Annotated in this window: 21 protein-coding genes; 9 read left to right on the top strand and 12 right to left on the bottom strand. The window is 73.2% G+C overall.

Translation table 11 applies throughout. From position 1 onward, the window contains the following. Positions 1-12: 12 nt before the first annotated feature. Positions 13-1,779, bottom strand: coding sequence for a S8 family serine peptidase (locus tag OG276_RS36300; protein ID WP_266913416.1), 1,767 nt, complete (start codon positions 1,777-1,779; stop codon positions 13-15). 434 nt (positions 1,780-2,213) lie between these two features. Here OG276_RS36300 and pip point away from each other — a divergent pair, with 434 nt between their 5' ends. Next, positions 2,214-3,173 (top strand): prolyl aminopeptidase, encoded by a 960-nt coding sequence (gene pip / locus OG276_RS36295; protein ID WP_266912145.1) that lies wholly within the window; start codon positions 2,214-2,216, stop codon positions 3,171-3,173. 75 nt (positions 3,174-3,248) lie between these two features. Here the strand turns inward: pip and OG276_RS36290 are convergent, their stop codons facing one another. Next, positions 3,249-4,001 (bottom strand): DUF1838 family protein, encoded by a 753-nt coding sequence (locus tag OG276_RS36290; protein ID WP_266912143.1) that lies wholly within the window; start codon positions 3,999-4,001, stop codon positions 3,249-3,251. A 107-nt stretch (positions 4,002-4,108) separates the two neighbouring features. On the opposite strand from OG276_RS36290, the gene OG276_RS36285 reads away from it, so the two are divergent. Next, positions 4,109-4,411 carry a putative quinol monooxygenase gene (locus OG276_RS36285; protein WP_266912141.1) on the top strand — a complete coding sequence of 101 codons (303 nt, stop codon included), beginning with the start codon at positions 4,109-4,111 and terminating at the stop codon, positions 4,409-4,411. Positions 4,412-4,426: 15 nt separating this feature from the next. Here the strand turns inward: OG276_RS36285 and OG276_RS36280 are convergent, their stop codons facing one another. Then, positions 4,427-5,707 carry a tetratricopeptide repeat protein gene (locus tag OG276_RS36280; protein WP_266912139.1) on the bottom strand — a complete coding sequence of 427 codons (1,281 nt, stop codon included), beginning with the start codon at positions 5,705-5,707 and terminating at the stop codon, positions 4,427-4,429. A gap of 219 nt (positions 5,708-5,926) precedes the next feature. On the opposite strand from OG276_RS36280, the gene OG276_RS36275 reads away from it, so the two are divergent. The 3 genes from OG276_RS36275 (at position 5,927) to OG276_RS36265 (ending at position 8,340) form a co-directional block, all read left to right on the top strand. Further along, positions 5,927-6,925 carry a DUF1996 domain-containing protein gene (locus OG276_RS36275; protein ID WP_266912137.1) on the top strand — a complete coding sequence of 333 codons (999 nt, stop codon included), beginning with the start codon at positions 5,927-5,929 and terminating at the stop codon, positions 6,923-6,925. A gap of 114 nt (positions 6,926-7,039) precedes the next feature. Beyond that, positions 7,040-7,621, top strand: a complete 582-nt coding sequence (locus OG276_RS36270) for a sigma-70 family RNA polymerase sigma factor (protein ID WP_266912135.1) — start codon at positions 7,040-7,042, stop codon at positions 7,619-7,621. Beyond that, on the top strand, positions 7,618-8,340 hold the full coding sequence (locus OG276_RS36265; RefSeq protein WP_266912133.1) for a zf-HC2 domain-containing protein: 723 nt from the start codon (positions 7,618-7,620) through the stop codon (positions 8,338-8,340). The genes OG276_RS36270 and OG276_RS36265 overlap by 4 nt, the downstream gene beginning before the upstream one ends. Positions 8,341-8,731: 391 nt before the next feature. Here the strand turns inward: OG276_RS36265 and OG276_RS36260 are convergent, their stop codons facing one another. The 7 genes from OG276_RS36260 to OG276_RS36230 all read right to left on the bottom strand — a co-directional run bounded on the left by OG276_RS36260 (position 8,732) and on the right by OG276_RS36230 (position 15,157). Then, entirely contained in the window at positions 8,732-9,463 is a 732-nt protein-coding gene (locus OG276_RS36260) for a hypothetical protein (RefSeq protein WP_266912131.1), read from the bottom strand. 90 nt (positions 9,464-9,553) lie between these two features. Next, positions 9,554-10,789 (bottom strand): cytochrome P450, encoded by a 1,236-nt coding sequence (locus tag OG276_RS36255; RefSeq protein ID WP_266912129.1) that lies wholly within the window; start codon positions 10,787-10,789, stop codon positions 9,554-9,556. Then, positions 10,786-12,024, bottom strand: coding sequence for a cytochrome P450 (locus OG276_RS36250; RefSeq protein ID WP_266912127.1), 1,239 nt, complete (start codon positions 12,022-12,024; stop codon positions 10,786-10,788). Before OG276_RS36250 ends, OG276_RS36255 begins: the two co-directional genes overlap by 4 nt. Next, the gene (locus OG276_RS36245; protein ID WP_266913414.1) at positions 12,021-12,671 is read right to left on the bottom strand and encodes an ATP/GTP-binding protein; all 651 of its coding nucleotides are present in this window, start codon (positions 12,669-12,671) and stop codon (positions 12,021-12,023) included. Before OG276_RS36245 ends, OG276_RS36250 begins: the two co-directional genes overlap by 4 nt. 37 nt (positions 12,672-12,708) lie before the next feature. Continuing rightward, positions 12,709-13,071, bottom strand: coding sequence for a DUF742 domain-containing protein (locus OG276_RS36240; protein ID WP_266912125.1), 363 nt, complete (start codon positions 13,069-13,071; stop codon positions 12,709-12,711). Then, positions 13,068-13,469: a roadblock/LC7 domain-containing protein gene (locus tag OG276_RS36235; RefSeq protein WP_112451677.1), complete on the bottom strand. Its 402-nt coding sequence runs from the start codon at positions 13,467-13,469 to the stop codon at positions 13,068-13,070. The genes OG276_RS36240 and OG276_RS36235 overlap by 4 nt, the downstream gene beginning before the upstream one ends. Further along, a complete protein-coding gene (locus OG276_RS36230; RefSeq protein WP_266912122.1) occupies positions 13,466-15,157 on the bottom strand; it encodes a sensor histidine kinase KdpD in 1,692 nt (563 codons plus the stop codon). Before OG276_RS36230 ends, OG276_RS36235 begins: the two co-directional genes overlap by 4 nt. A 444-nt stretch (positions 15,158-15,601) precedes the next feature. Between OG276_RS36230 and OG276_RS36225 the strand changes: the two genes are divergently transcribed. The 3 genes from OG276_RS36225 to OG276_RS36215 all read left to right on the top strand — a co-directional run bounded on the left by OG276_RS36225 (position 15,602) and on the right by OG276_RS36215 (position 18,331). Continuing rightward, positions 15,602-16,567, top strand: a complete 966-nt coding sequence (locus OG276_RS36225; RefSeq protein WP_266912120.1) for a RimK family alpha-L-glutamate ligase — start codon at positions 15,602-15,604, stop codon at positions 16,565-16,567. After that, positions 16,564-17,349 (top strand): RimK family alpha-L-glutamate ligase, encoded by a 786-nt coding sequence (locus tag OG276_RS36220; protein ID WP_266912118.1) that lies wholly within the window; start codon positions 16,564-16,566, stop codon positions 17,347-17,349. Before OG276_RS36225 ends, OG276_RS36220 begins: the two co-directional genes overlap by 4 nt. A 274-nt stretch (positions 17,350-17,623) precedes the next feature. Continuing rightward, a complete protein-coding gene (locus OG276_RS36215; protein WP_266912116.1) occupies positions 17,624-18,331 on the top strand; it encodes a DUF4232 domain-containing protein in 708 nt (235 codons plus the stop codon). A 66-nt stretch (positions 18,332-18,397) separates the two neighbouring features. Here the strand turns inward: OG276_RS36215 and OG276_RS36210 are convergent, their stop codons facing one another. Both OG276_RS36210 and OG276_RS36205 read right to left on the bottom strand, forming a co-directional pair. Further along, complete coding sequence (locus OG276_RS36210) at positions 18,398-18,781, bottom strand: VOC family protein (protein WP_266912114.1); 384 nt, start codon at positions 18,779-18,781, stop codon at positions 18,398-18,400. A 50-nt stretch (positions 18,782-18,831) separates the two neighbouring features. Continuing rightward, on the bottom strand, positions 18,832-18,969 hold the full coding sequence (locus tag OG276_RS36205) for a hypothetical protein (protein WP_266912112.1): 138 nt from the start codon (positions 18,967-18,969) through the stop codon (positions 18,832-18,834). Positions 18,970-19,096: 127 nt separating this feature from the next. Here OG276_RS36205 and OG276_RS36200 point away from each other — a divergent pair, with 127 nt between their 5' ends. After that, positions 19,097-20,149, top strand: coding sequence for a zinc-dependent alcohol dehydrogenase family protein (locus OG276_RS36200; protein WP_266912110.1), 1,053 nt, complete (start codon positions 19,097-19,099; stop codon positions 20,147-20,149). Positions 20,150-20,181 lie beyond the last annotated feature (32 nt).

Below are 20,181 nucleotides of genomic sequence, written 5' to 3'. Positions count from 1 at the left end.
AGGGGGCCGGACTCAGAAGGTCAGGTTCCAGGAGTCGATCTTGCCGGTGTCGCCGCCGGCGTTGTCGTTGACGCGCAGCTTCCAGGTGCCGTTCGCGACCTCGGAGGAGGCGTTGACGGTGTAGACCTGGTTGATGTTGTCGGCGCTGCCGCCGGTCCGGTTGTGCACCGTGTAGACGGTGCCGTCGGGGGCGACCAGGTCGACCTTCAGGTCACCGATGTAGGTGTGGACGATGTTCACGCCGACCTTGAGGGTGGCCGGGGCGTTGCCGGTGACACCGGTGACGGTGACCGGGCTCTCCACGGTGGTGTTGTCGCCGATCGCGAAGTCCGTGGTGTTCTCGAAGCCCGGGGTGGGCGGGGTCGAGGTCACGGCGGCCACGGCCGCGGCGGCGTCGGCGAGGCCGGTGCCGCAGCCGCCGGTGCAGGTGCCGGCCAGCGGGCGGGTGGTCGTCTTGATCGCGGACTCGATCTGGGCCGGGGTCAGCGCGGAGTTCGCCGACTTCAGCAGGGCGGCGAGGCCGGCGACGTGCGGGGCGGCCATGCTGGTGCCCTGGTAGGGCTCGTAGTTCTCGGCGCCGGGGGTGGTGGCGCCGGTGTTCAGGGTGGACCAGATGCCGTTCTCGGGCGTGGTGATGGTGCCGGGCGTGTCGGTGGCGCGGCGGGTCTCACCGCCCGGGGCGGCGACGTCGATGATCGCGCCGTAGTTCGAGTAGAAGGAGCGGTCGCCGGTGCGGTTGCTGGCGGCGACGTTGATCACGTTGTTGCAGCTGGCGGGCGAGAAGCCGGCCGCGTCGGAGTTGCTGTTGCCGGCGGCGACGACGACGGTCGTGCCGCGGCCGACGGCGGCGTTGATGGCGTTCTGGTACGTGGCGGTGCAGGCACCCGAGCCGCCGAGGCTCATGTTGATGACCTTGGCGGGGGTGGCGTTGGCCGGGATGCCCGCCACGGTGCCGCCGGAGGCCCAGGTGATGGCGTCGACGATGTCCGAGGTGGCACCGCCGCACTTGCCGAGCACGCGGACGGGCTGGATCTTCGCGCCGTACGCGATGCCCGCGACGCCCTTGGAGTTGCTCGTGGCGGCGGCGATGGTGCCGGCGACGTGGGTGCCGTGCCAGGAGGAGTCACTGGCCTTGGAGCCGGTGCCGCACTCGCCGGCCGCACTCCAGTCACCCTGGTCGGCCGGGTTGTTGTCGCGGCCGTTGCCGTCGCGGGCGGCGGTGGAGCTGGCGATGAAGTCGTAGCCCGCGACCACGTTGGCGGCGAGGTCGGAGTGGGCGACGTAGCCGGTGTCGATCACGGCGACCGTGACGCCGGAGCCGGTGGTCGTGTCCCAGGCCGCCGGAACGTTCATGCCGGCGGTGGGCTCGAAGAGGTCCCACTGCTTCGCGTACTCGGTGTCGTTGGGGGTGACGGCGAGGGCGTAGGCGCGGGAGTCGGCCTCGACGTAGGCGACGTCGGGGTCGGCGCGGAACTGGGCCATGACGGCGGCGGCGTCGGCCGGGGCGCCGAGGGTGACGAGTGCGGCTCCGGTGCCGAGGCGACGCTCGAAGGCGGCCTTCTTCGAGGCCTTCTTGCCCTTGGCCGCCACGTCGGCGGCGGCGGCGGAGTTGGAGCCCGCCTCGGCGGCCGAAGCCTTGTACCCGACGATGAGGTTCTCGACGGGGGCCGCGGCGGCGGGGGCGCCGGCGGCCGGGAGGGTCTGCGAGCCGGGGGCGGGATCCGCGGCGGACAGCGCCAGAGAGGTGGTGGCGGAGCCGGCGAGCAGGGTGACGGACATCGCCACCACGGATATGAGCCTGCGTCGTCTGGATGCGTGCACGGTGTTCCCTTTCGCGGGCCGCCACAGGATGCGCCGGGACGGCCGGTTGGTGCAGTGTGGGAGGTTGACCGGCGGCCGCGGGACCGGAACGGGCTGGTCAAACCCGCCCGGCCACCGCTGCTGCACACCACGTCGCCCGCCGCAGCGTCGGGGCTGGGCAACGGTGGCACCGACGAAGAACCGAACGTCCAGCTTCACGCCATGTGGGGTGGGCGCGGGGGCTGTTCGGACGGGGAGGATCGCCGGTGGGCAGACAGTAGGCAAAGCGGCGATGAACGCGATACGGGGAAAACCCTTGTCCACACCCTGCCGGGGCCGCCGTAGGGTGGCCGGACCCCGGCGGGCCGGCGGCAAACGGCCGTCCGGAACGGGGAAATGAGGAGGTCGGGTACGTGGCAGAGCTCTATCCGCCGGTCGAGCCCTTCGACAAGGGGATGCTCGACGTCGGCGACGGAAACCTCATCTACTGGGAGGTCTGCGGCAATCCGGACGGAAAGCCCGCTCTCGTCGTGCACGGCGGCCCGGGATCGGGGTGCACCGAGAAGGCCCGGCGGCTCTTCGATCCCGCACGCTACCGGGTGGTCCTGTTCGACCAGCGGGGATGCGGCCGCAGCACCCCGCACGCGAGCGATCCGGCGACCGACATGCGGCACAACACCACCGGCCACCTGGTCGCCGACATGGAACGGCTGCGCGAGCACCTCGGCATCGACCGCTGGCTGCTGTACGGCGGCTCGTGGGGCTCCACCCTGATCCTGGCCTACGCCGAGCGGCACCCGGAGCGGGTCTCCGAGATCGTCATCGCGGCCGTCACCACCACCCGGCGCTCGGAGATCGACTGGCTGTACCGCGGCGCCGGCCGGTTCTTCCCCGAGGAGTGGGAGCGCTTCGTCGCCGGATCCGGCGTCCCGCGCGACGGCGACCTCGTCGGGGCCTACGCGCGTCTGGCGGCCGACCCCGACGAGGAGGTGCGGGCGAAGGCCACGGCGGACTGGTGCGCCTGGGAGGACGCGGTGCTGTCCGGGGAGACGAAGGGCGCCTCCCTGCCGTACACCGGCCGGCCGCCGGCGGCCCGGGTCGCCCTCGTCCGGATCTGCTCGCACTACTTCTCGCAGGGTGCGTGGCTGGAGGAGGGCGAGCTGCTGCGCGATGCCCACCGGCTGGCCGGCATCCCGGGCGTCCTGATCCACGGCCGGCTCGACATGGCCGGCCCCCTCGGCACGGCCTGGGAACTGTCCCGGGCCTGGCCCGGCGTGGAGTTGACCGTGGTGGAGGAGGCGGGGCACATGGGCGGAGCGGCCACCCTCGACCACGTGCTCGGCGCCCTCGACCGGTTCGCGGCCGGCGGCTGAGAGCCGCGCGGGTGTGCCCCTCGGGTGCGCCCCTCAGACGAGACCCCCGGACGAGACCCCCGGACCCTGCCCGGCTCAGGCGCTCGGCGGGTCCGACGGCGGGTTGAGCCTGCGGAAGTACGTCCAGCTGGTCTCGTTCGGCTCCGTCCACTTCTCGGGGGCGTGGGCGAACTCCGGGTGGCGGGCCGCGATGTACGCGCGGGTCCGCTCCGGTACCTCCGCGTGGGAGGCCAGCTTGCGGCCCCGGCAGTGGAAGGCGAGCCCGCCGGGACGAGGGCCCTGTTCCATCCACGGGAGCCAGGGCGACATCCGGGTCCAGGACATGGTGGACGGGACGCTCGGCGCGTCGGTGGCGAACACCGAGGCGGGGGCGAAGAACTGGAAGAGCTCCAGGGCCCGGTAGGTGTCTTCGGCCGAGTTCGCCGGGTACTGGGCGACGGGCAGCGGGGAGGGGTAGGCCAGCGGGATCTCCAGGCTGAAGCAGACCTGGTCGCCCAGTTCGGTCACGGGGACCGGGAAGGGACGCCACTTCTGGTTCGCGGGGTCGTTCCAGACGTGGACCACGGGCTTGTCCTCCCAGGTCTCCAGGATCTCCCGGGTCACCGGGTCCAGGTAGAACGCGGCCTCGCGGGTGAGGAGCCGGTAGGTCCCCGGCTCTTCGTCCTCCACCAGCCGGGCCACGTTGAGCCCTTCGAAGCCGAAGAGGCGTCGGTAGGGCTCACCGGGGGCCCAGGCGTGGACGTCGCCCGTCCACCAGAAGGTGACCTCGGCTCCGTCGAGGGAGGCGCGGGTACGGGCGAGGGCCTGCAGCAGGTCTTCTGGTGTCATACCCGGCCACTCTGCGCGGTCGGCCCGAAACGGGCAAGAAGGGGACCGGCCATGCGCGGCGGAAAAGCCTTTCCGCCGCCCGCCTCGCTCGAACTAGCTTTCGCCTCATGCCATCGACAGTTCGACTCCTGATCCTCATCACCACCCTTCCGGGCCGCGGCCTGGAGCAGATCGACGCCTACGAACGCCTCGCGCCCGTCGTGCGCGCCGAGGAGGGTTGCATCCGCTACGACATGCACCGGGTGAGCGGCGATCCCGACCGGTTCGCCCTCCTGGAGGAATGGTCCTCGCGGGAGGCGCTCGCCGCGCACGACGTCACCCCGCACATGATCGCGGCGGACGCCGCGAGCCCGGCGTTCCGTGCGGGACCCGCGGAGGTGATCGAGCTCGACGCGGCGCCGCTGGCTTAGTGGGCGCCTGGCCGATCAGGCCGGACCGAGGAGCTCGATCTCGCGGGCGGCGCGCGGGGAGTGGACGCCCCGGTTGAGGGCCTGCGCGTACCGCAGTTCGGCGGCAGCCTCCCGCTCGTGACCGCCGAGCCGGTACAGCCGGGCCCGTTCCACGTGCGTGAGCATGATCGCGCGTTCCTGCTGGGCCGGGCGGGAGGCCAGCGAGGCGTCCAGGGCCGCATGCGCCGCGGGATGGTCTCCGAGCAGGCCGAGGACCACCGCGCGCTTGAACTCCAGGGCGGCCGGGCGGTAGGTGTGGAAGGGATCCGGCTCCCCCGCCGCGGCCCCCTGCGCCAGGTCGGCGGCGTCGAGCCAGGCGAGGGCCTCGGCCCGATCCCCGAGGACCGCGTGCACCTGGGCCGCCTGGGCCGCGACGAAGGCCCGTACGGCGTCCGGCGCACGCGGGGCGATCTCCAGCGCCCGGCGCACGTAGGACAGGGCGACGGCCGGCTGGTTCTGGTCGAGCGCGTCCTGGCTGAGCATGCGCAGGGCGATGGCCTGGGTGGAGGGTTCCCCGGCCAGCTCCGCGAGGGAGGCGGCCCGGCTCAGGGTCCGCCGCGCCTCGGCGAAGGAGCACTGGTCTGCGTAACTGCGGGCCAGGAGCAGCACCGTGCGCGCCGCGTGGCCGATCTCCATGGCGGACAGGGACCTTTCGTCCCCGGTGGCGGTGAGGGCCGTACGGAAGGTGCTCTGGAGGTACGCGAGGAGTACGGGCGCGGTGGCGTCCCCGCCGAGGGCGTCGACCTGGCCGGTGAAGAAGTTCTCGGCGGCCCGGCGCAGTTCGGTGTGGGACAGGGCGGGGACCTGCCCGGCGTCGGGCCGGTCGCGCTGTTCGGGGACCCGGTGCGTCTCGCCGCCGTGACGGGGCCTGCGGTGCGGGTGCAGACCGGGCACGGTGGCGAGGAGCTCCGCCGCCAGGGCGTGGAGTCCGGGGGCCGGACCGCCGCCGGCGGGGTCGGCGCCCGGATGCGCCGGGGCGGTCTGGTGCGAGGCGGCCTGGTGCATGCCGGCGTGGTGCATGCCGATGTCGGCCGGGCCGACGGGCCGGTTCAGCCGGGCGGCGAGGATCTCGCAGAGGAGGCCGGGGACGGGATCGCGCGGGGTGCTGCCGCGCAGCCAGTGGGCGACCGAGGTGCGGTCGTAGCCGGTGGTGAGGCCGGCCGCCTGCGCGCTCGTGTTGAGGCGCCGGGCCAGGGCTTCGTAGGTCCAGCCGGTTTCCCTGATCAGGCGGTGCAGGAGGTGGTTGGCAACGGGCACGGCGGTGGTCCTTCCTTGCGATGCGGGTCGCTCGAGAAGGTTGCTTTGCCGTATGAACAGTCAAACGGGGGCAAAGGTTGCGGTCCCCGGCCCGCGGGGCCCGCGCGTGCAACGCCTTCAACGGCATCCAGGCGCCGCTGGCCGGGCGACGACCCCCCGGCGACCGCCCTGCGGACGCCCGGTTGACGCAGGCGGGGGTGGGCGGCAACCGTGACCCGCATGGGGAACGAACGCCGACTGCTCACGCTGCTGATCTGCCTGGTACTGGGCTCCGGGCTGACCGCCGCCGTACTGGGAGCCGCGCGCGCGGGCGGGCCGCGTCCGCCGGCGGGTGCGGCCGGGCCCGCGCCCTCCGACTTCGTGGACTTCCGGGAGGTCCCGCCGGGGCCCGCCGAGCCCCCCGCGGCCGGTCCGCAGGCCTCCACGGGCCGGGTGTCGGTGGATTGCGGGCGCAACGAGGAGGGCCACTACAACGAGGACAACCTCGTCGTCTCCCCGGGGCTGCGCTCCGGCGCCCACCACACGCACGGCTACGTCGGGAACCTGTCCACGGACGCCTTCTCCACCGACGCCTCCCTGGAGGCGGCCGCCACCAGCTGCGCGGGCGGGGACCGTTCCACGTACTACTGGCCGGTGCTGCGCCGCACGGACCGGCAGGGCGACCGGCCGCACGAGGGATCCGCGGGCCACGGCAACGCGGGGACGATCCTGCCGGAGGCCGCGGTGTCGGTGGAGTTCCTCGGCAGTCCGGTGAGCAAGGTGGTGGCGATGCCCCGGTTCCTGAGCGCGATGACCGGTGACGCGGTGGCCTTCACCGCGGACTCCGACGCGGACGTGCGGGCCCGCTGGGGCTGTTCGGGCTCCCCCGACCGGTCCACCACCCGCTATCCGCGCTGTCCCGGGGGCGAGCGCCTCACCCGTACGCTCACCTTCCCGAGCTGCTGGAACGGTCTGGACACCAGCAGTCCCGGGCACCGCTCGCACCTGCGCTTCCCGGCGGCGAACGGGGTCTGCCCCGAGGACACCTTCCCCGTGCCGCGCCTGCGGATCTCCCTCGCCTACGACGTGCCCGCGGGGGCGCCGATCGCGCTGGACTCCTTCCCGGAACAGCGGCACAGCCCCGGGACGGACCACGCGATGTTCGTGAACGTGATGACCGGCCCGCGGATGGACGCGGTCGTGAACTGCCTCAACCAGGGCCGCGCCTGCCGGACCTGAGCGGCGGAGCGAACCGGCCACGGGCCTCCGGGTGACGCAGGTCACGTGAACCCGGTGCCCGTGCGCGGCGTGTTCCGAACGCACCAAAAGAGCGAGGAAGACGGAGAGGGTGAGATGGCCGGACCACTGTGGCCCCGCACTCGGCGGGGCTCGACCGACGAGGCATTGATCAAGTCCGTGTACGAGCAGCACGGTCACGCCCTGCTCGCGTACGCGACCCGGCTGACCGGGGACCGGGCCGCGGCCGAGGACATCGTCCAGGAGACCCTGATCAGGGCCTGGCGCCACTCCGAGGTCCTGGTGAACGGGAAGGGCTCCGTACGCGGCTGGCTGCTCACGGTGGCCCGCAACATCATCACCGACCGGTACCGGGCGAAGGCGGCGCGGCCTGCGGAGGTGTCCGGATCGCCGGCGCATCCGCCGGTGGAGGCGGACCACGCCGACGCGGTGGTGGACACGATGACCGTACTGGGGGCCCTGGACCGGTTGTCACCGGAACACCGGGACGTACTGACGGAGTTGTACTACCGCCAGCAGAGCGTCGCCGAGGCGGCGGACGCCCTCGGCATCCCGGCCGGCACGGTGAAATCGCGCTCGCACTACGCGCTCAAGGCGCTCAGAGAAGTCTTCAGGGAAAGCACACGCACGGGCAGCCCGTCTCCGCGGCCCGGCGGACTGCAGGAGGTGGTGGCATGAACGGGCAGAGGCACGAGGAGGAACTGCTCGGCCCGTACGTTCTCGGCGTCCTGGACGACGCGGAGGTCCGCCGGGTCGAGGAACACGTGGACGGCTGCGTGCAGTGCCGTCAGGAGGTGACGGCCTTGCGCGAGATGGAGGCGGCGCTGGGCGAGGTGCCCCCCGAGGCGTTCCTCGACGGTCCGCCGCAGGGCGGAGACCTGTTGCTCCAGCGCACCCTGCGCCAGATGCGCCAGGAGGTCGACGGGGCGCGGCGGCGCCGCACCGCGCTCACCGGACTGGCCGTGGCGGCCTCGCTGACCGCCGTCTTCTGGGCCGGTACGCAGCTGGGCGGCGGGAACACCGCGGTCGAGGCCCGGCCGCTGCCGACGCTCTCGGCTCCGCCGTCGCCGCCTGCGGCGGGCACCAAGGTGGCCTCCGCGACGGATGCGGGCACGGGCGCGCGGATGACCGTACAGGTGACGCCCGCGGCCAAGTGGGTGCGGGTGCACGCCGCGGTGACGGGGATCCGGGCGGGCGAGCGCTGCCGGATCGTCGTGGTCTCCCGGGACGGTACGCGCACCACGGCGGGCGGCTGGGTGGTGGGCACCGCGGAGCACGGCGAGGGCAAGGGCGCGGCGCTGGACGGCTCGGCGGCGGTGGACCCGGCGGACGTCCGGGCGGTCCTGGTCGAGAACGAGTCGGGCACGGCCTTCGTCTCGGTACCCATGCCCGCATGACGTGACGGAGCCCGGGAGCATGTCCAGCTCCCGGGCTCCAGCTTGCCACCCAATTGCGCACACCGACGGCGTTTAAGAGCCGCGGGTCATTCTGAGATCGACGTGTTCTGCCGTTGAACTACAGCGCCACGAGAGAGGCGCCGAAGGGACTTGAACCCCTATCCGTCGATGATCGCCCGCGCTCGGTCGATCCGGTGTTCGGCGGCGAATACTGAGACTGGAGCGAGAATCTGAGATTTACGGGGCCGCCTCTGCCGGCTTGGGCCACCCCCGCACGTGTGCGGGGGGAGGGATTCGAACCCCCAACTGACACCCCATGATCAGCTTCAACATCAGTTTCAGCTTGCGCTCATCGCGCACCCCCCGTTCGCGACGGGGGGCGAATGTGGGGCTACCGGAAGAGGTAGCCGAATACCGCGTCGCCGATGCGCTGGTCGGTGACCTCGGTGTTGTTCGCCTCCTCGCGGGCGAACTTCACGGACTGCTGGAGCTTCTCGACCCGGTCGAGGAGCTCGTTGACCCGCCGGGCGGGCAGCGCGCCGGAGAACTTCACGGTGGTCCAGTAACCGACCGCCACGTCCTCGTAGTACACCTCGACCTGCGCCGGGTGCTTCTCCGTGGCCTCGGCCTTCACGTGGTTGCGCGGGACCTTCTTCGTGCGGATGGTCCGCACCGGGTCCGTCTTCCACGCGTCCGTCGAGGGGTCCAGGTTCCACGACTCGGAGGCGTCGAGCACCGGCAGTTTGCGCACGAAGGTGTGCAGGTCGGTGAGCTGCTTCTCCAGGAACAGCAGGTACGGGACGGGCACCTGGGGCAGCAGGACCGTACCGTCGACCACCACGTCCGCGACCGCGGACCGGTTCGCCCAGTCCTTCGTCGCGGTCACGTCGAAGAGCCGGGTGAGCGTCGAGGCGGTCGCCCGCAGGGCGTCCTCGGCCTTGATCTGGACCCGGGTGGACTCGGGCGGGAGCTGCTCGCCCTCCTCGTCCTTGGGCTGGTAGGTCCGGGAGATGCCGGCCAGCAGGGCGGGCTTCTGCACGTCCTGGTGAGCCTGCGTGAGCTCCTGGAGGGCCTTGGACTTGACGCCCTTTTCGACTGCGATGATCTGATTCAGCTTCGGCACACGGCGAACCTAACAACCGCGCCCCGTAAGCACATCCGATTAAATGCGCCGCCCCGCCCCCCGTGGGCCGAGGGGGCGGGGCAGCGGAGCTCAGGCCAGGCGGACCGGGAGGTCGAAGAGGTCGTTCTGGGTGAGGATCGGCTTGTTGCGGAGTTCGGTCGGGGGGACCGCCAGGGTGAGGTCCGGGAAGCGGGCGTAGAGGGCCGGGAGGGCCACCAGGGCCTCCAGGCGGGAGAGGGCCGCGCCGGGGCAGACGTGCGGGCCGTGGCCGAAGGAGATGTGCCGGTTCGGGGTGCGGGTGGCGTCGAACTCGCCCGCCGTCTCGCCGAACTGGGCCTCGTCGCGGCCGAGCGCGCCGAAGGAGACGATCAGGCCCTCGCCCTTGGGCAGGATCCGGTCACCGACCTCCACGTCCTCGGTGGCGAAGCGGATCAGGACGTGCGAGGTGGGGCTGGACCAGCGCAGGGTCTCCTCGATGACGTTCTCCCAGGAGACCTCGCCCTTGAGGACGAGGGCGCGCTGCTCCGGGTGGGTCTCCAGGGCGACGACCGCGTTGACGATCAGGCTGATGGTGGTCTCGTGGCCGGCGGCGACGATCAGCTGGAGGGTGTTGGTGATCTCCTCGGTGGTGAGGTGGTCGCCGTCCTCCGAGGCCTCGATGAGGGCGCTGGTGAGGTCGTCGCCCGGGTTCTCGCGCTTGGACTCGACGATGCGGGAGAACAGCGCGCCGAGGTCCGCCATCATCTGCGGCACCTCCTCGGGCAGCGTCTGCGTGGAGAAGAACTTCTCGAACAGGGCCTTCAGCCGCGGGTGTTCCTCGGCGTCGACGCCCATCAGGTCGCTGATGACGTTCATCGGCAGCGGGTACGCGAACTGCGCCTTGAGGTCCACCGTCTCGCCGGCCGGCAGCCCGGCCAGCTTGTCCAGCATGCCGGTGGTCAGGGCCTCGATCCCGGCGCGCAGCTTCTCCACCCGGCGTACGGTCAGCGCCTGCGCGACCAGGGTGCGCAGCCGGCGGTGGTCCTCGCCGTCGACGGTGAGCATCGAGCGGCCGGGGTTGGCGAGGCCGATCAGCGGCCAGTCCATCGGGATCTCGCCGCGCTGCCAGGCGCCCCACACGTCGATGTCCTTGACGATCCGGGGGTCGGTGAGCAGCTTGCGGGCCTCGGCGTGGTGCGTGACCGCGTAGACGGCCACGTCACCGGGGAGGACCACCTGGACCAGCGGTCCGGCGGCGCGCAGCGCGGCGCTCTCGGCGTCGAGGTCGGCGACGAAGGGGTCCAGGACGATGGCCGCGGGGCCGGAGTGGTCGATCGGGCACGTCATCGGGTGGCTCCAAGGGCGGGGGTCGGGGTGTAGGTGACGGGCAGGGCGGTGAGGCCGCGCAGCCAGGGCGAGGGGCGGCGCGCCAGGTCCCCGGCGGGCACGGCGAGGTCCACGTCGGGCAGCCGGTCGAGGAGCACCTCGATGCCGGTGCGCGCGATGACCTCGGCGACCTCCTGGGCGGGGAAGGGGCAGCGGTGTTCACCGTGCCCGAAGGAGAAGAAGGCGTTGTTGCCGCCGGTCAGTTCCCCGGCGTCGGTGCGCACGTGCGGGTCCGCGTTGGCGGCGCCGATGCCGAGCAGGACGAGGTCGCCGCCGGCGATGCGCTGTCCGCCCAGGTGGGTGTCGCGGGAGGTCCAGCGGCCGGCCACGTTCTGGGTGGGGGTGTCCTCCCACAGCACCTCGTTCATGGCCTCGCCGACGCTGTGCCGGCCGCCCGCGAGGGAGGCGGCGAAGCGGTCGTCGGTGAGCATGAGGCGCAGGGAGTTGCCGATCCAGTCGGCGGTGGGCTGGTGGCCCGCGGCCATCATGACCATGAGGTCCTGGGCGACCTCTTCGACGGTGAAGCCGGAGCGGTTGGCGAGCATCCGGGAGACCACGTCGGCGCCGGGCTCGGCGAGTTTGGCGGAGAGCAGCGCGAACATCGACTCGGCGAGGTGCTGCTGGCCCTCCAGGGCGCCCTCCCGCCCGTTGATCATGTCGTTCATGGCGCGGACGAGTCCGGGGCCCTGCTCGTCGGAGAATCCGTAGAGGCGGGCGAGGACGCGCAGCGGCAGCAGCATGGCGTACTCGCCGACGATGTCGCAGGAGCCCTTGCCGCACAGTTCGTCGATCAGCTCGTCGGCGAACCGCTCGGCGTGCCCCTTGAGTTCGAAGGGGTCGACGGCTTCGAGGGCCTCGGAGATGACGGCGGCCCGCTCGCGGTGGCGTTCGCCGACGGTGTAGAGGATCGACGGCTGGCGGCGGCCGATCATCGGGAGCAGCGGCCAGTCGGCGGGGATCCGGTCCCACTGGTTCCACAGCTCGGAGTCCCGGGAGAAGAGCACGGGGTCGCTGGTGACCTGGTGCAGCTCGCGGTAGCCGAGGACCAGCCAGGCCGGTACGTCTCCGTCGAGGACGACCGGGGCGACGGCGCCGTGGTCGCGGCGCATCTCCCGGTAGAGCTCGCCGGGGTCGGTCTGGAACCGGGGGCCGCCGAGGTAGACGGGCTGGTGCTCGGGGGCGGCGGGGCAGGTCACGGGGTGGGCTCCGGGGTCTGGGACAGGGGGCTCGGCTGGAGGCTCGGCCGGGCGTGCGACAGCGCGGCCGTCTGGAGGTGCTGGACGAGGGAGATCAGGACCTGCTTGCTGGACTCCCGGGAGCGGGCGTCGCAGAACACCAGCGGGATGTGGTCCGGCAGGTCGAGGGCGGCACGGATCTGCTCCGGGGTGTGCTCGGGGCCGCCGAAGTCGTTGCAGGCCACGACGAAGGGCGTGCCGTGGTGTTCGAGCCGGTCGATGGCGTACCAGGAGTCCGCCAGGCGCCGGGTGTCGACGAGGACGACGGCGCCGAGGGTGCCGGAGAAGAGCCGGTCCCACAGGAACCAGAACCGCTCCTGGCCGGGGGCGCCGAACAGGTAGAGCACGTTGCGGGCGTCGAGGGTGATGCGCCCGAAGTCGAAGGCCACGGTGGTGGCGCTCTTCCCGGCGATCCCCTGGGTGTCGTCCACGGCCTCGCCGGCCTTGGTCATGGTCTCTTCGGTGTTCAGCGGGCGGATCTCGCTGACCGAGCGGACCATCGTGGTCTTGCCGACGCCGAAACCGCCCACGATGACGATCTTCAGCCCGTTGTCGGCCGTGCTGCGCAGTGCCTGGCGGGGCCGGAGCGGTTCGGCCCCGAGGGGCACTGCGCCGGCCGGCGACGCGGCGTCGGGGATCGTCGCGTCAGAGATTGCGGAGTCCAACGAGCACCTGCTCCAGGATGTCGGGGTCGGTAAAGCTGTACGCCGAGTTCGCCGTACGCGGGTGGCGGGCGCGGATCCGTCCGGTGGCGAGCAGGTCGGCCAGCAGGATCCGTACGATCGACACCGGTAGGGCGAGCTCGGCGGCGATCTCCACGACGGCCGTCGGGAACTGGCACATCCGCAGGATCGCCGCGTGCTCGGACTGCATGCCGGGCACCGGATCGCTTTCGGTGACGACCAGGGTGACCAGGTCGAAGACGTCGGATCCGGAGCGGCTGCGGCCACCGGTGAGGGTGTAGAGCCGGTCTGGCGAGTCGTCCCGGCCCGGCCGGGGGCGGCTCATCCCCGGGGCCTGGCGATGAGGTGTTCGCCGAGCTGCTCGACCAGTTCGGACATGTTGTGGCCGACGAGTCCGGCGTCGGCGTCCTCGTTCGCGACGAGCGCGAGGTGCGCCCCCTCGCCGGCCTCGACGATGAACAGGATCCCGCCGTAGAACTCGGCCATGGCCGAGCGGACTCCGCCGGTTCCGTCGCCGAACTCGATGGACGCCCCGTGGGACAGGCTCTGGATGCCGGCGGCGATCGCGGCGAGCTGGTCGGCCTGGTCGACGGAGAGCTCGGGCGTGCGGCACAGCTTGAGGCCGTCGCGGGAGAGCACGAGGGCGTGGCGGGCGCCCGGTGTGCGCTCCAGGAGGCCTTCGAGGAGCCAGTTGAGCGTCTCGTCGGTGGTGAAGCCGGTCATGATCGCGTGTTGCCTTCCGGGTCTGTGGTGTGCGCGGGCTGCTGCTCGTCGCCGGGGGCGCCGGCTTCGCCTGAGGCTGCTCCGCCGCCCGGTGCCGCGGCGCCGCCGCGGACGGCCTGGCGGAAGCTGCCGAACCGCGCGGCCGACCGGGACGCCCCGCCGGGCGCGGAGGCCGCGTCCGGGGCCGAGGACGTACGGGCCTCGGTGGCCGCGCCGTCCGTGCCCTCGGGGTGGGCCGCCGCCAGGGTCCGGCCGCGGCGGCGCTGGGGCAGGCCGCTGTCGCCGAAGTGCGGGTGCTCGCCGGTGGATTCGGAGTCGACGCCGGTGTCCGCTGCGCCGGGGACCGCGGTCCCGCGGTCCACGGCCGTACGGTCCTGCGCGCGGACGGTGTCGTCCCGACCGGCGGCGGTGTCGTGCACGGCCTCGGGCTCGGGCTCGGCCGCGGCGGGGACTTCGGACGCTGCCGCCGCCTCCGGCGCGACCCGGGCGGACGCCTGCGCGGGGACCGCGAGCGGCGCGGCGGGGGCTTCGGCGGGGGTGCGGCTGATGAGCTCCTGCGGGAGCATCATCAGCGCGCCCGTACCGCCTCGGGCGGAGGGCCGGAAGGAGACGGTCAGTCCGTGCTTGCGGGCGAGCCGGCCGACGACGGCGAGGCCGAGCCGGGTGCCGGACAGCCCGGCCAGGTCCAGGGAGGCGGCGGTCACGGCTTGTTCGGCGCGGCGCAGCTGGACCTCGCTCATGACGAGGCCGCTGTCCTCGACGGTGATGACGATCCCGGACGGCACCTCCTCCACGTAGACGTGGACCTCGGCGGTCGGCGGGGAGAAGTTGGCCGCGTTGTCCAGGAGTTCGGCGAGGGCGTGCATGACGCCCTCGGCCGCGTGCCCGGCGACGGCGGCGTCGCTGGTGGAGTGCAGCCTGACCCGCTGGTAGCCGCCGATGCGGCCCATCGCGCCGCGCAGGATGGACTCCATGACGATCGGCTTCGCCCAGCGGCGGCCCGAACGGGCTCCGGTCAGTACGGCGATGGAGTCGGCGAGGCGGCCGGCCTGGGCGGTGCGGTGGTCGAGGTGGAGCAGGTCGCCGAGGACGTCCTCGTCGGCGTGCCGGTGCTCCATGTCGCGCAGGTCGGCGAGCATTCCCGTGGCCAGGGCCTGCATCCGGCCGGCGGCGTTGGCGGCCGCGGCCATGGCGGCTGCCCGGCCGGACTCGGCACGGCGCAGCTCGCCGCCGAGCCGCTCGCGGGAGGCGTTCTGGGCGGCGGCCAGTCCGTCGAGTTCGGCGGAGTGCGCGCTCGACAGGTGTTCCAGCGCGGCGGCGTGGTCGCCCGTCAGCCGATCCAGCACGGCGGCGTGTTCGGCGGTGAGGCGGGAGCGTTCGGCCGTGCGCGCGGCCGCGTCACGGGTCGCGTCGGCGATCAGCCGGGCGATGTGACCGTCACGGGCGACCAGTTCGGCGCTCAGGCCGGAGATGCGGCCGCGCTGCGTCCGGGAGGTGCGTGCGCACCAGGTCACCGCGAAGGCCGCGACCGCGAGCAGCAGGACGCCCGCGCCGGCGAACCAGCCGAGGGCGGTGGCGATGGACGACGGGGCCGCGGCCACCGCCGCCGTGGTGAGCGCGCCACCGGCGACTGCGGTGATCAGCAGGGCCAGCGCGGAGGGGCGAAGGGGGGAGGGCGACGCCGTCATCAATCAAAGCCTCATACCGGGCGTAAATGGAGGAGAAGGTTCCTGGCAACGAGGCATCACTATAGGAGAGTTACTGATCGTTTTGGGCAGCCTCTGACAAGTTTTCCACTCAACCGCGAGCGGTAAAGGTCCTTCTGTAGCGCTTTGGATGGAAGGAAAATCCGGCGAGCCTCGCCGTCCGCCCCACCCGCACCCCGCCCGCACCCCTCGCCGCACCCCGCCCGAATCCCGGCGGAGGACCGCGAGAGGACCGCGCGAGGACGGCGAGAGGACGACGAGGGGACGGCGCCGGGACCGCGTCCGGACGGAGAAGCCCGTCCCGGAGGCGCCGTTGCCAGTCGCGGCGTACACGGACCGATCATCACATTGCAGCCCATGACATCCTGTGACGTCACAACTCGCCGGACGGGATCGGCGGACGTCCGGGAAAAATGGGGAAGGTCCATGAGGCTCTGCTTCCTGGTGGAAGAGCACTACCGCCACGACGGCATGCCGAACGAGGTGGTCCGGCAACTGAAGGCCTGGGGTCACCGGGTGGAGGTGCTGCGGCCCGGGGGTTCGCTGCTGCGGATGAGCGAGGCGGTGGACGCCGGCGCCCATGACGCCTGGGTCCTCAAGACGGTGTCCGGTGGGCCGGGGCTGACCCTGCTCGAAGCCGCCGCGGCGGCCGGTGCGACCACCGTCAACGACGCCCGGGCGATCCGGGGCGTACGGGACAAGGCGCTGGCCGCCGCCATCGGGCGCGGCCGGGGGCTGCCGCTGCCGCCGACCTACGCGGCGGCCCGGCCGGAACTGCTGGCCGAGATACCGGCGTCGCAGTACCCGCTGGTCGTCAAACCCGCCGACGGCAGCTCCGGACGGGCCGTGCACCTGGTCTCCTCGCCGGAGCGGCTGGCCGCGATGCTCCCCGAACTGGCGGGCGAGGGCATGCTCGTCGCGCAGCCGTACGTGCCGAACTCGGGCACCGACCTCAAGGTGTACGCGGTCGGCGGGGAGCTCTTCGCCACCGAGCGCCGCTCTCCCCTGCATCCGGACGCCTCCGTCCCGGAGCGCCTCGTCCCGCTGTCCGCCGAGATCGCGGAGATCGGCGCGCGGGTCGGGGAGGTGTACGGGCTCGACCTGTACGGGGTGGACGTGCTGCTGGGCCCCGACGGGCCGGTGGTGGTGGACGTGAACGACTTCCCGAGCTTCCGTCAGGTCCCCGACGCGGCGGCCCGGGTGGCCCGCGCGGTACTGGGCCTCGCCCGGGGCGCCGGATCGCGGCCCGGCTCCGGAGTGGGGGCCGAGCTCCCCGGCTGGTCCGGGCAGGCCGTGTCCATCCCCCTCCAGGCCACCGGGGCCACAGCGGCCACGCCCGCCGGTGCCGTCGCGGCCGTCACCCCGGCCGCCCCCGCGGGAGGGTCCGCATGAGGATCGGCCTGATCACGGACAACCCCGGGCATCCGCTGCTCTCGGCGGCGGCAGGCCTCCTACGGGCCGCCGGCCACGGGGTGGAGCTGCTGGATCCCGGCGCGCCGGACGCGGCGGCCGGGGCGCCGGCCGATGCGTACCTCCTCAAGGCGCACACCCCGCCCGGACTGGAACTGGCCCGGCGGCTGGAGCGGCTCGGGGCTCCGGTGGTCAACTCGGCCGCGGCGACCACGCTCTGCCAGGACCGCACCCTGATGGCGGAACTGGCGGTCCGGGCCGGGCTGCCGTTCGCGGGAACCCGTACCGTCGGCGCGCTCGCGTCCTGGGCGGCCGGGGCGCCGCTGATCTCCCCCGTGGTCGTCAAGAGCCGCCACAGCCGCCGCGCGGACCTCGTGGCCCGGGTCGACGACGCCGCGCACCTCGGGAAGCTGGCGCTCGACTGGCCCGACGAGCCGGTGGTGGTCCAGGACTTCGCCCCGAACAGCGGCTGGGACCACAAGCTCTGGGCGATCGGCGACCGCGTCTTCGCGGCCCTGCGCCGTTCGGAACTCTCCGCGCGGGGCCGCGGCCCGACGCTGCCGCTGCCCCGGCTCCCGGAGGGCTGGGCCGATCTGACCCGCCGGGTCGGCGAGGTCTACTCCCTGGACGTCTACGGCGTGGACATCATCGCCACGGCCGACGGCTCCCCCCTGATCGTGGACGTCAACGCCTTCCCCGGCATCCGCGACCAGCCGGGCGCCCCGGAAGCCCTGGCGGAGCTGGCCCTGCGCCGGGGCAGATGAGGACGGCAGCCGCATATCGGTGTCGAGGGGCTCGCCGGCCGAGGTCGGCTCCGCACCCTTCGTCGCGGGTTGGGAACCGGGCTCCGGCCGATCCTGTGACGGGCGCGGCTCCGGATCGTTCCGCCTGTCGCGGGGCGGGGTGTCGGGCCGTTCGTCATGGGCGCGTCACGGAACCGCCACAGCGGCGTGCAGCGGGAACCTGCTCGGGTCAGGGAACGTGTTCCTGCACGCGAGTGCCGGTGCGGGACCGGTCGTGAACCTCGGGGAGCACCCAATGCAGTACACAGCAGGCATCGGCCGGACCGCGGCGGCTCTGGCGACGGCCCTGGCGGCCGCAGCCCTGATGACGGGCTGCACGCCGACCGGCGACGGCGACGTCGGGGCCGGCGGCCCGTCGACGCCGACCGCGAGCTCGCGGCCGGCCGAGCCCACGGCCACCGGCGGCGACAAGGGCGGAACGACCAGCAGCGGCGCGAGCGGCGGCTCCACGGGCGGCGCGTCCCCCTCGGCCTCCCCCTCCGGCGGCGCGACGAAGAAGCCCTGCACGGTCGACGACATCAAGGTCTCCGAGGGGCACCAGGCCGACGTCCGCCCGCCCGGCACGGGGACCGGGGCCGCCATCGTCTCCGTCACCAACGCCTCCGCGTCCCCCTGCAAGGTGTACGGGTACCCGACGGTCGCGGCGGCGGGCAACGGCTCGCCGGAGAAGAACAAGCCGCTGGCCACCACCCACACCGGCCCCGACGCCGCCGACGTGGTGCTGGCCCCGGGCGCCCGCGCGTGGACGAAGCTCACGTTCGTGCAGGTCCAGGGCGAGGCGGACGGCTACTGCACGTCCGGCGCGACCCCGGACAGCTACCCGACCGTGGTCATCGGCGTACTCGGCGCCGGGAAGCACCAGATCGCCATGGACGACGGCGTGTTCGCCTTCTGCGACGGCAAGGTGACCGTCACCGCCTGGTCCTCCGTCAAGCCTTCCTAGGCCTGTCCGAAGCCGACGGGCCCCACCGAGCCGGGGGCGCAGGGCCGTGGGCCGTGCGTGTACGGCTCAGAGGGGCTGCAGGCGGGTGCGCAGGAGGCAGAACTCATTGCCTTCCGGGTCGGCCAGGGTGTGCCAGCTCTCGGCGCCGGTCTGACCGATGTCGACCGGCCGGGCGCCGAGGGCGAGCAGGCGCTCCAGCTCGGCGTCCTGGTCGCGGTCGACGGGGTTGACGTCGATGTGCAGGCGGAGCTTCCCCCGCCGCGGGTCGCTGTTCGGGCTGAGGACGAGGGTGGGCTGCGGACCTCCGAAACCGGCGCCGGGCGGCCCGATCTCGATGCTTCCGTCGTCCTCCCGGCCCAGCTCCACGTAGCCGAGGGCCTCGCTCCAGAACGCGGCGAGGCGCTCGGGGTCGGCACAGTCGATGACCAGCTCACTGATGCGGCTTACCATGCCCGCCAGTGTAGGAGACCTCCCGGGAGCCGGTCCGGCCGCTTTCGGCGCTACTTGATGACCTCGACCTTCTTGTCGCCCGCGGCCGCGTGCGCCGACGCGCTCGCGCCGAGGGCGGTGACGGTGAGGGCGAGCAGGACGGACACGGCGGCGGCCGTCGCGCGCTTGCGGGTCGTCTTGCGGTTCATGGGGTCCCCCTGATGGTGTGTGGTGGTCGTCCCGGCAGCTTCGCATCCGGGCCCGGGGCCGACAAGAGAGCCCGGGTCGGACGGCTCGGGCCGGTTCCGGCAGATCAGGCGACTGGAGGCGGTCGGCGTGCGCGCGGTGGTGTTCGAGCGGTACGGGGAGCCCGGCGAGGTGCGGGACGTGTCCGATCCGGTGCCTGCCGCCGATGGGGTGGTCGTACGGGTTGAGGCGACCGGGCTGTGCCGCAGCGACTGGCACGGGTGGATGGGCCACGACCCGGACATCACGCTCCCGCACGTGCCCGGCCACGAACTGGCCGGTGTGGTCGAGGCGGTGGGCTCGGGAGTCGCCAACTGGCGCGCCGGGGACCGGGTCACGGTGCCCTTCGTGTGCGCGTGCGGAAGCTGCGCCGAATGCGCCGCCGGGCAGCACCAGGTGTGCGCCCGGCAGACGCAGCCGGGGTTCACGCACTGGGGGTCCTTCGCCGAGTACGTGGCGCTGGAGCACGCCGACGTCAATCTGGTGGCCGTGCCCGAGGAGCTCTCGTACGACACCGCGGCCGGGCTCGGCTGCCGGTTCGCGACGGCCTTCCGGGCCGTCGTCGCGCAGGGGCGGGTGGCGCCGGGCGAGTGGGTCGCCGTACACGGCTGCGGCGGGGTGGGGCTGTCGGCCGTGATGATCGCGGTGGCGGCGGGGGCCCGGGTGGTGGCCGTGGACACCGCGCCGGCGGCGCTGGAGCTGGCGCGGGCCTTCGGGGCCGCGCACTGCGTGGATCCGGGGCGGGGCGACGCCGCCGAGGCCGTACGGGAGCACACGCGCGGCGGTGCGCACCTGTCGCTCGACGCACTCGGCTCCGCGGCCACGGCGGCGGCGTCGGTGTCCGGGCTGCGCCGGCGCGGTCGGCACGTACAGGTCGGGCTGCTGCCCGCGGCGCGGGGGGCCGCGGCGCTGCCGATGGAGCGGGTCATCGGGTGGGAGCTGGAGATCCTCGGCAGCCACGGGATGGCCGCGCACGCCTACCCGCCGATGATGGAACTGGTCCGCTCCGGGGCACTGCGGCCGGACCTGCTGGTCACCTCCACGATCCCGCTGGACGGGGCGCCGGCCGCGCTGGCGGCGATGGGCACGGCGCCGGGGCCCGGAATCACGATCATCCGGCCGGGGGCCGGCGGGCGGAACTGAGCCGGACGGCAGGGCTGCCGGTCGCGCGGGGG

This window comes from Streptomyces sp. NBC_00086 (assembly GCF_026343255.1).
GTDB lineage: Bacteria > Actinomycetota > Actinomycetes > Streptomycetales > Streptomycetaceae > Streptomyces.
The sequence above is the reverse complement of the archived record's forward strand: the minus strand, read 5'-3'. Positions and strand labels throughout refer to the sequence as shown.

What these genes read in the sequence shown, in the direction of transcription:
- OG276_RS36300 (WP_266913416.1), bottom strand. Translation starts at nt 1,779, where the DNA reads ATGTCCGTCACCCTGCTCGCCGGCTCCGCCACCACCTCTCTGGCGCTG.
- OG276_RS36290 (WP_266912143.1), bottom strand. Translation starts at nt 4,001, where the DNA reads ATGACACCAGAAGACCTGCTGCAGGCCCTCGCCCGTACCCGCGCCTCC.
- OG276_RS36285 (WP_266912141.1), top strand. Translation starts at nt 4,109, where the DNA reads ATGCCATCGACAGTTCGACTCCTGATCCTCATCACCACCCTTCCGGGC.
- OG276_RS36275 (WP_266912137.1), top strand. Translation starts at nt 5,927, where the DNA reads ATGGGGAACGAACGCCGACTGCTCACGCTGCTGATCTGCCTGGTACTG.
- OG276_RS36270 (WP_266912135.1), top strand. Translation starts at nt 7,040, where the DNA reads ATGGCCGGACCACTGTGGCCCCGCACTCGGCGGGGCTCGACCGACGAG.
- OG276_RS36265 (WP_266912133.1), top strand. Translation starts at nt 7,618, where the DNA reads ATGAACGGGCAGAGGCACGAGGAGGAACTGCTCGGCCCGTACGTTCTC.
- OG276_RS36255 (WP_266912129.1), bottom strand. Translation starts at nt 10,789, where the DNA reads ATGACGTGCCCGATCGACCACTCCGGCCCCGCGGCCATCGTCCTGGAC.
- OG276_RS36240 (WP_266912125.1), bottom strand. Translation starts at nt 13,071, where the DNA reads ATGAGCCGCCCCCGGCCGGGCCGGGACGACTCGCCAGACCGGCTCTAC.
- OG276_RS36235 (WP_112451677.1), bottom strand. Translation starts at nt 13,469, where the DNA reads ATGACCGGCTTCACCACCGACGAGACGCTCAACTGGCTCCTCGAAGGC.
- OG276_RS36230 (WP_266912122.1), bottom strand. Translation starts at nt 15,157, where the DNA reads ATGACGGCGTCGCCCTCCCCCCTTCGCCCCTCCGCGCTGGCCCTGCTG.
- OG276_RS36225 (WP_266912120.1), top strand. Translation starts at nt 15,602, where the DNA reads ATGAGGCTCTGCTTCCTGGTGGAAGAGCACTACCGCCACGACGGCATG.
- OG276_RS36220 (WP_266912118.1), top strand. Translation starts at nt 16,564, where the DNA reads ATGAGGATCGGCCTGATCACGGACAACCCCGGGCATCCGCTGCTCTCG.
- OG276_RS36215 (WP_266912116.1), top strand. Translation starts at nt 17,624, where the DNA reads ATGCAGTACACAGCAGGCATCGGCCGGACCGCGGCGGCTCTGGCGACG.
- OG276_RS36210 (WP_266912114.1), bottom strand. Translation starts at nt 18,781, where the DNA reads ATGGTAAGCCGCATCAGTGAGCTGGTCATCGACTGTGCCGACCCCGAG.
- OG276_RS36205 (WP_266912112.1), bottom strand. Translation starts at nt 18,969, where the DNA reads ATGAACCGCAAGACGACCCGCAAGCGCGCGACGGCCGCCGCCGTGTCC.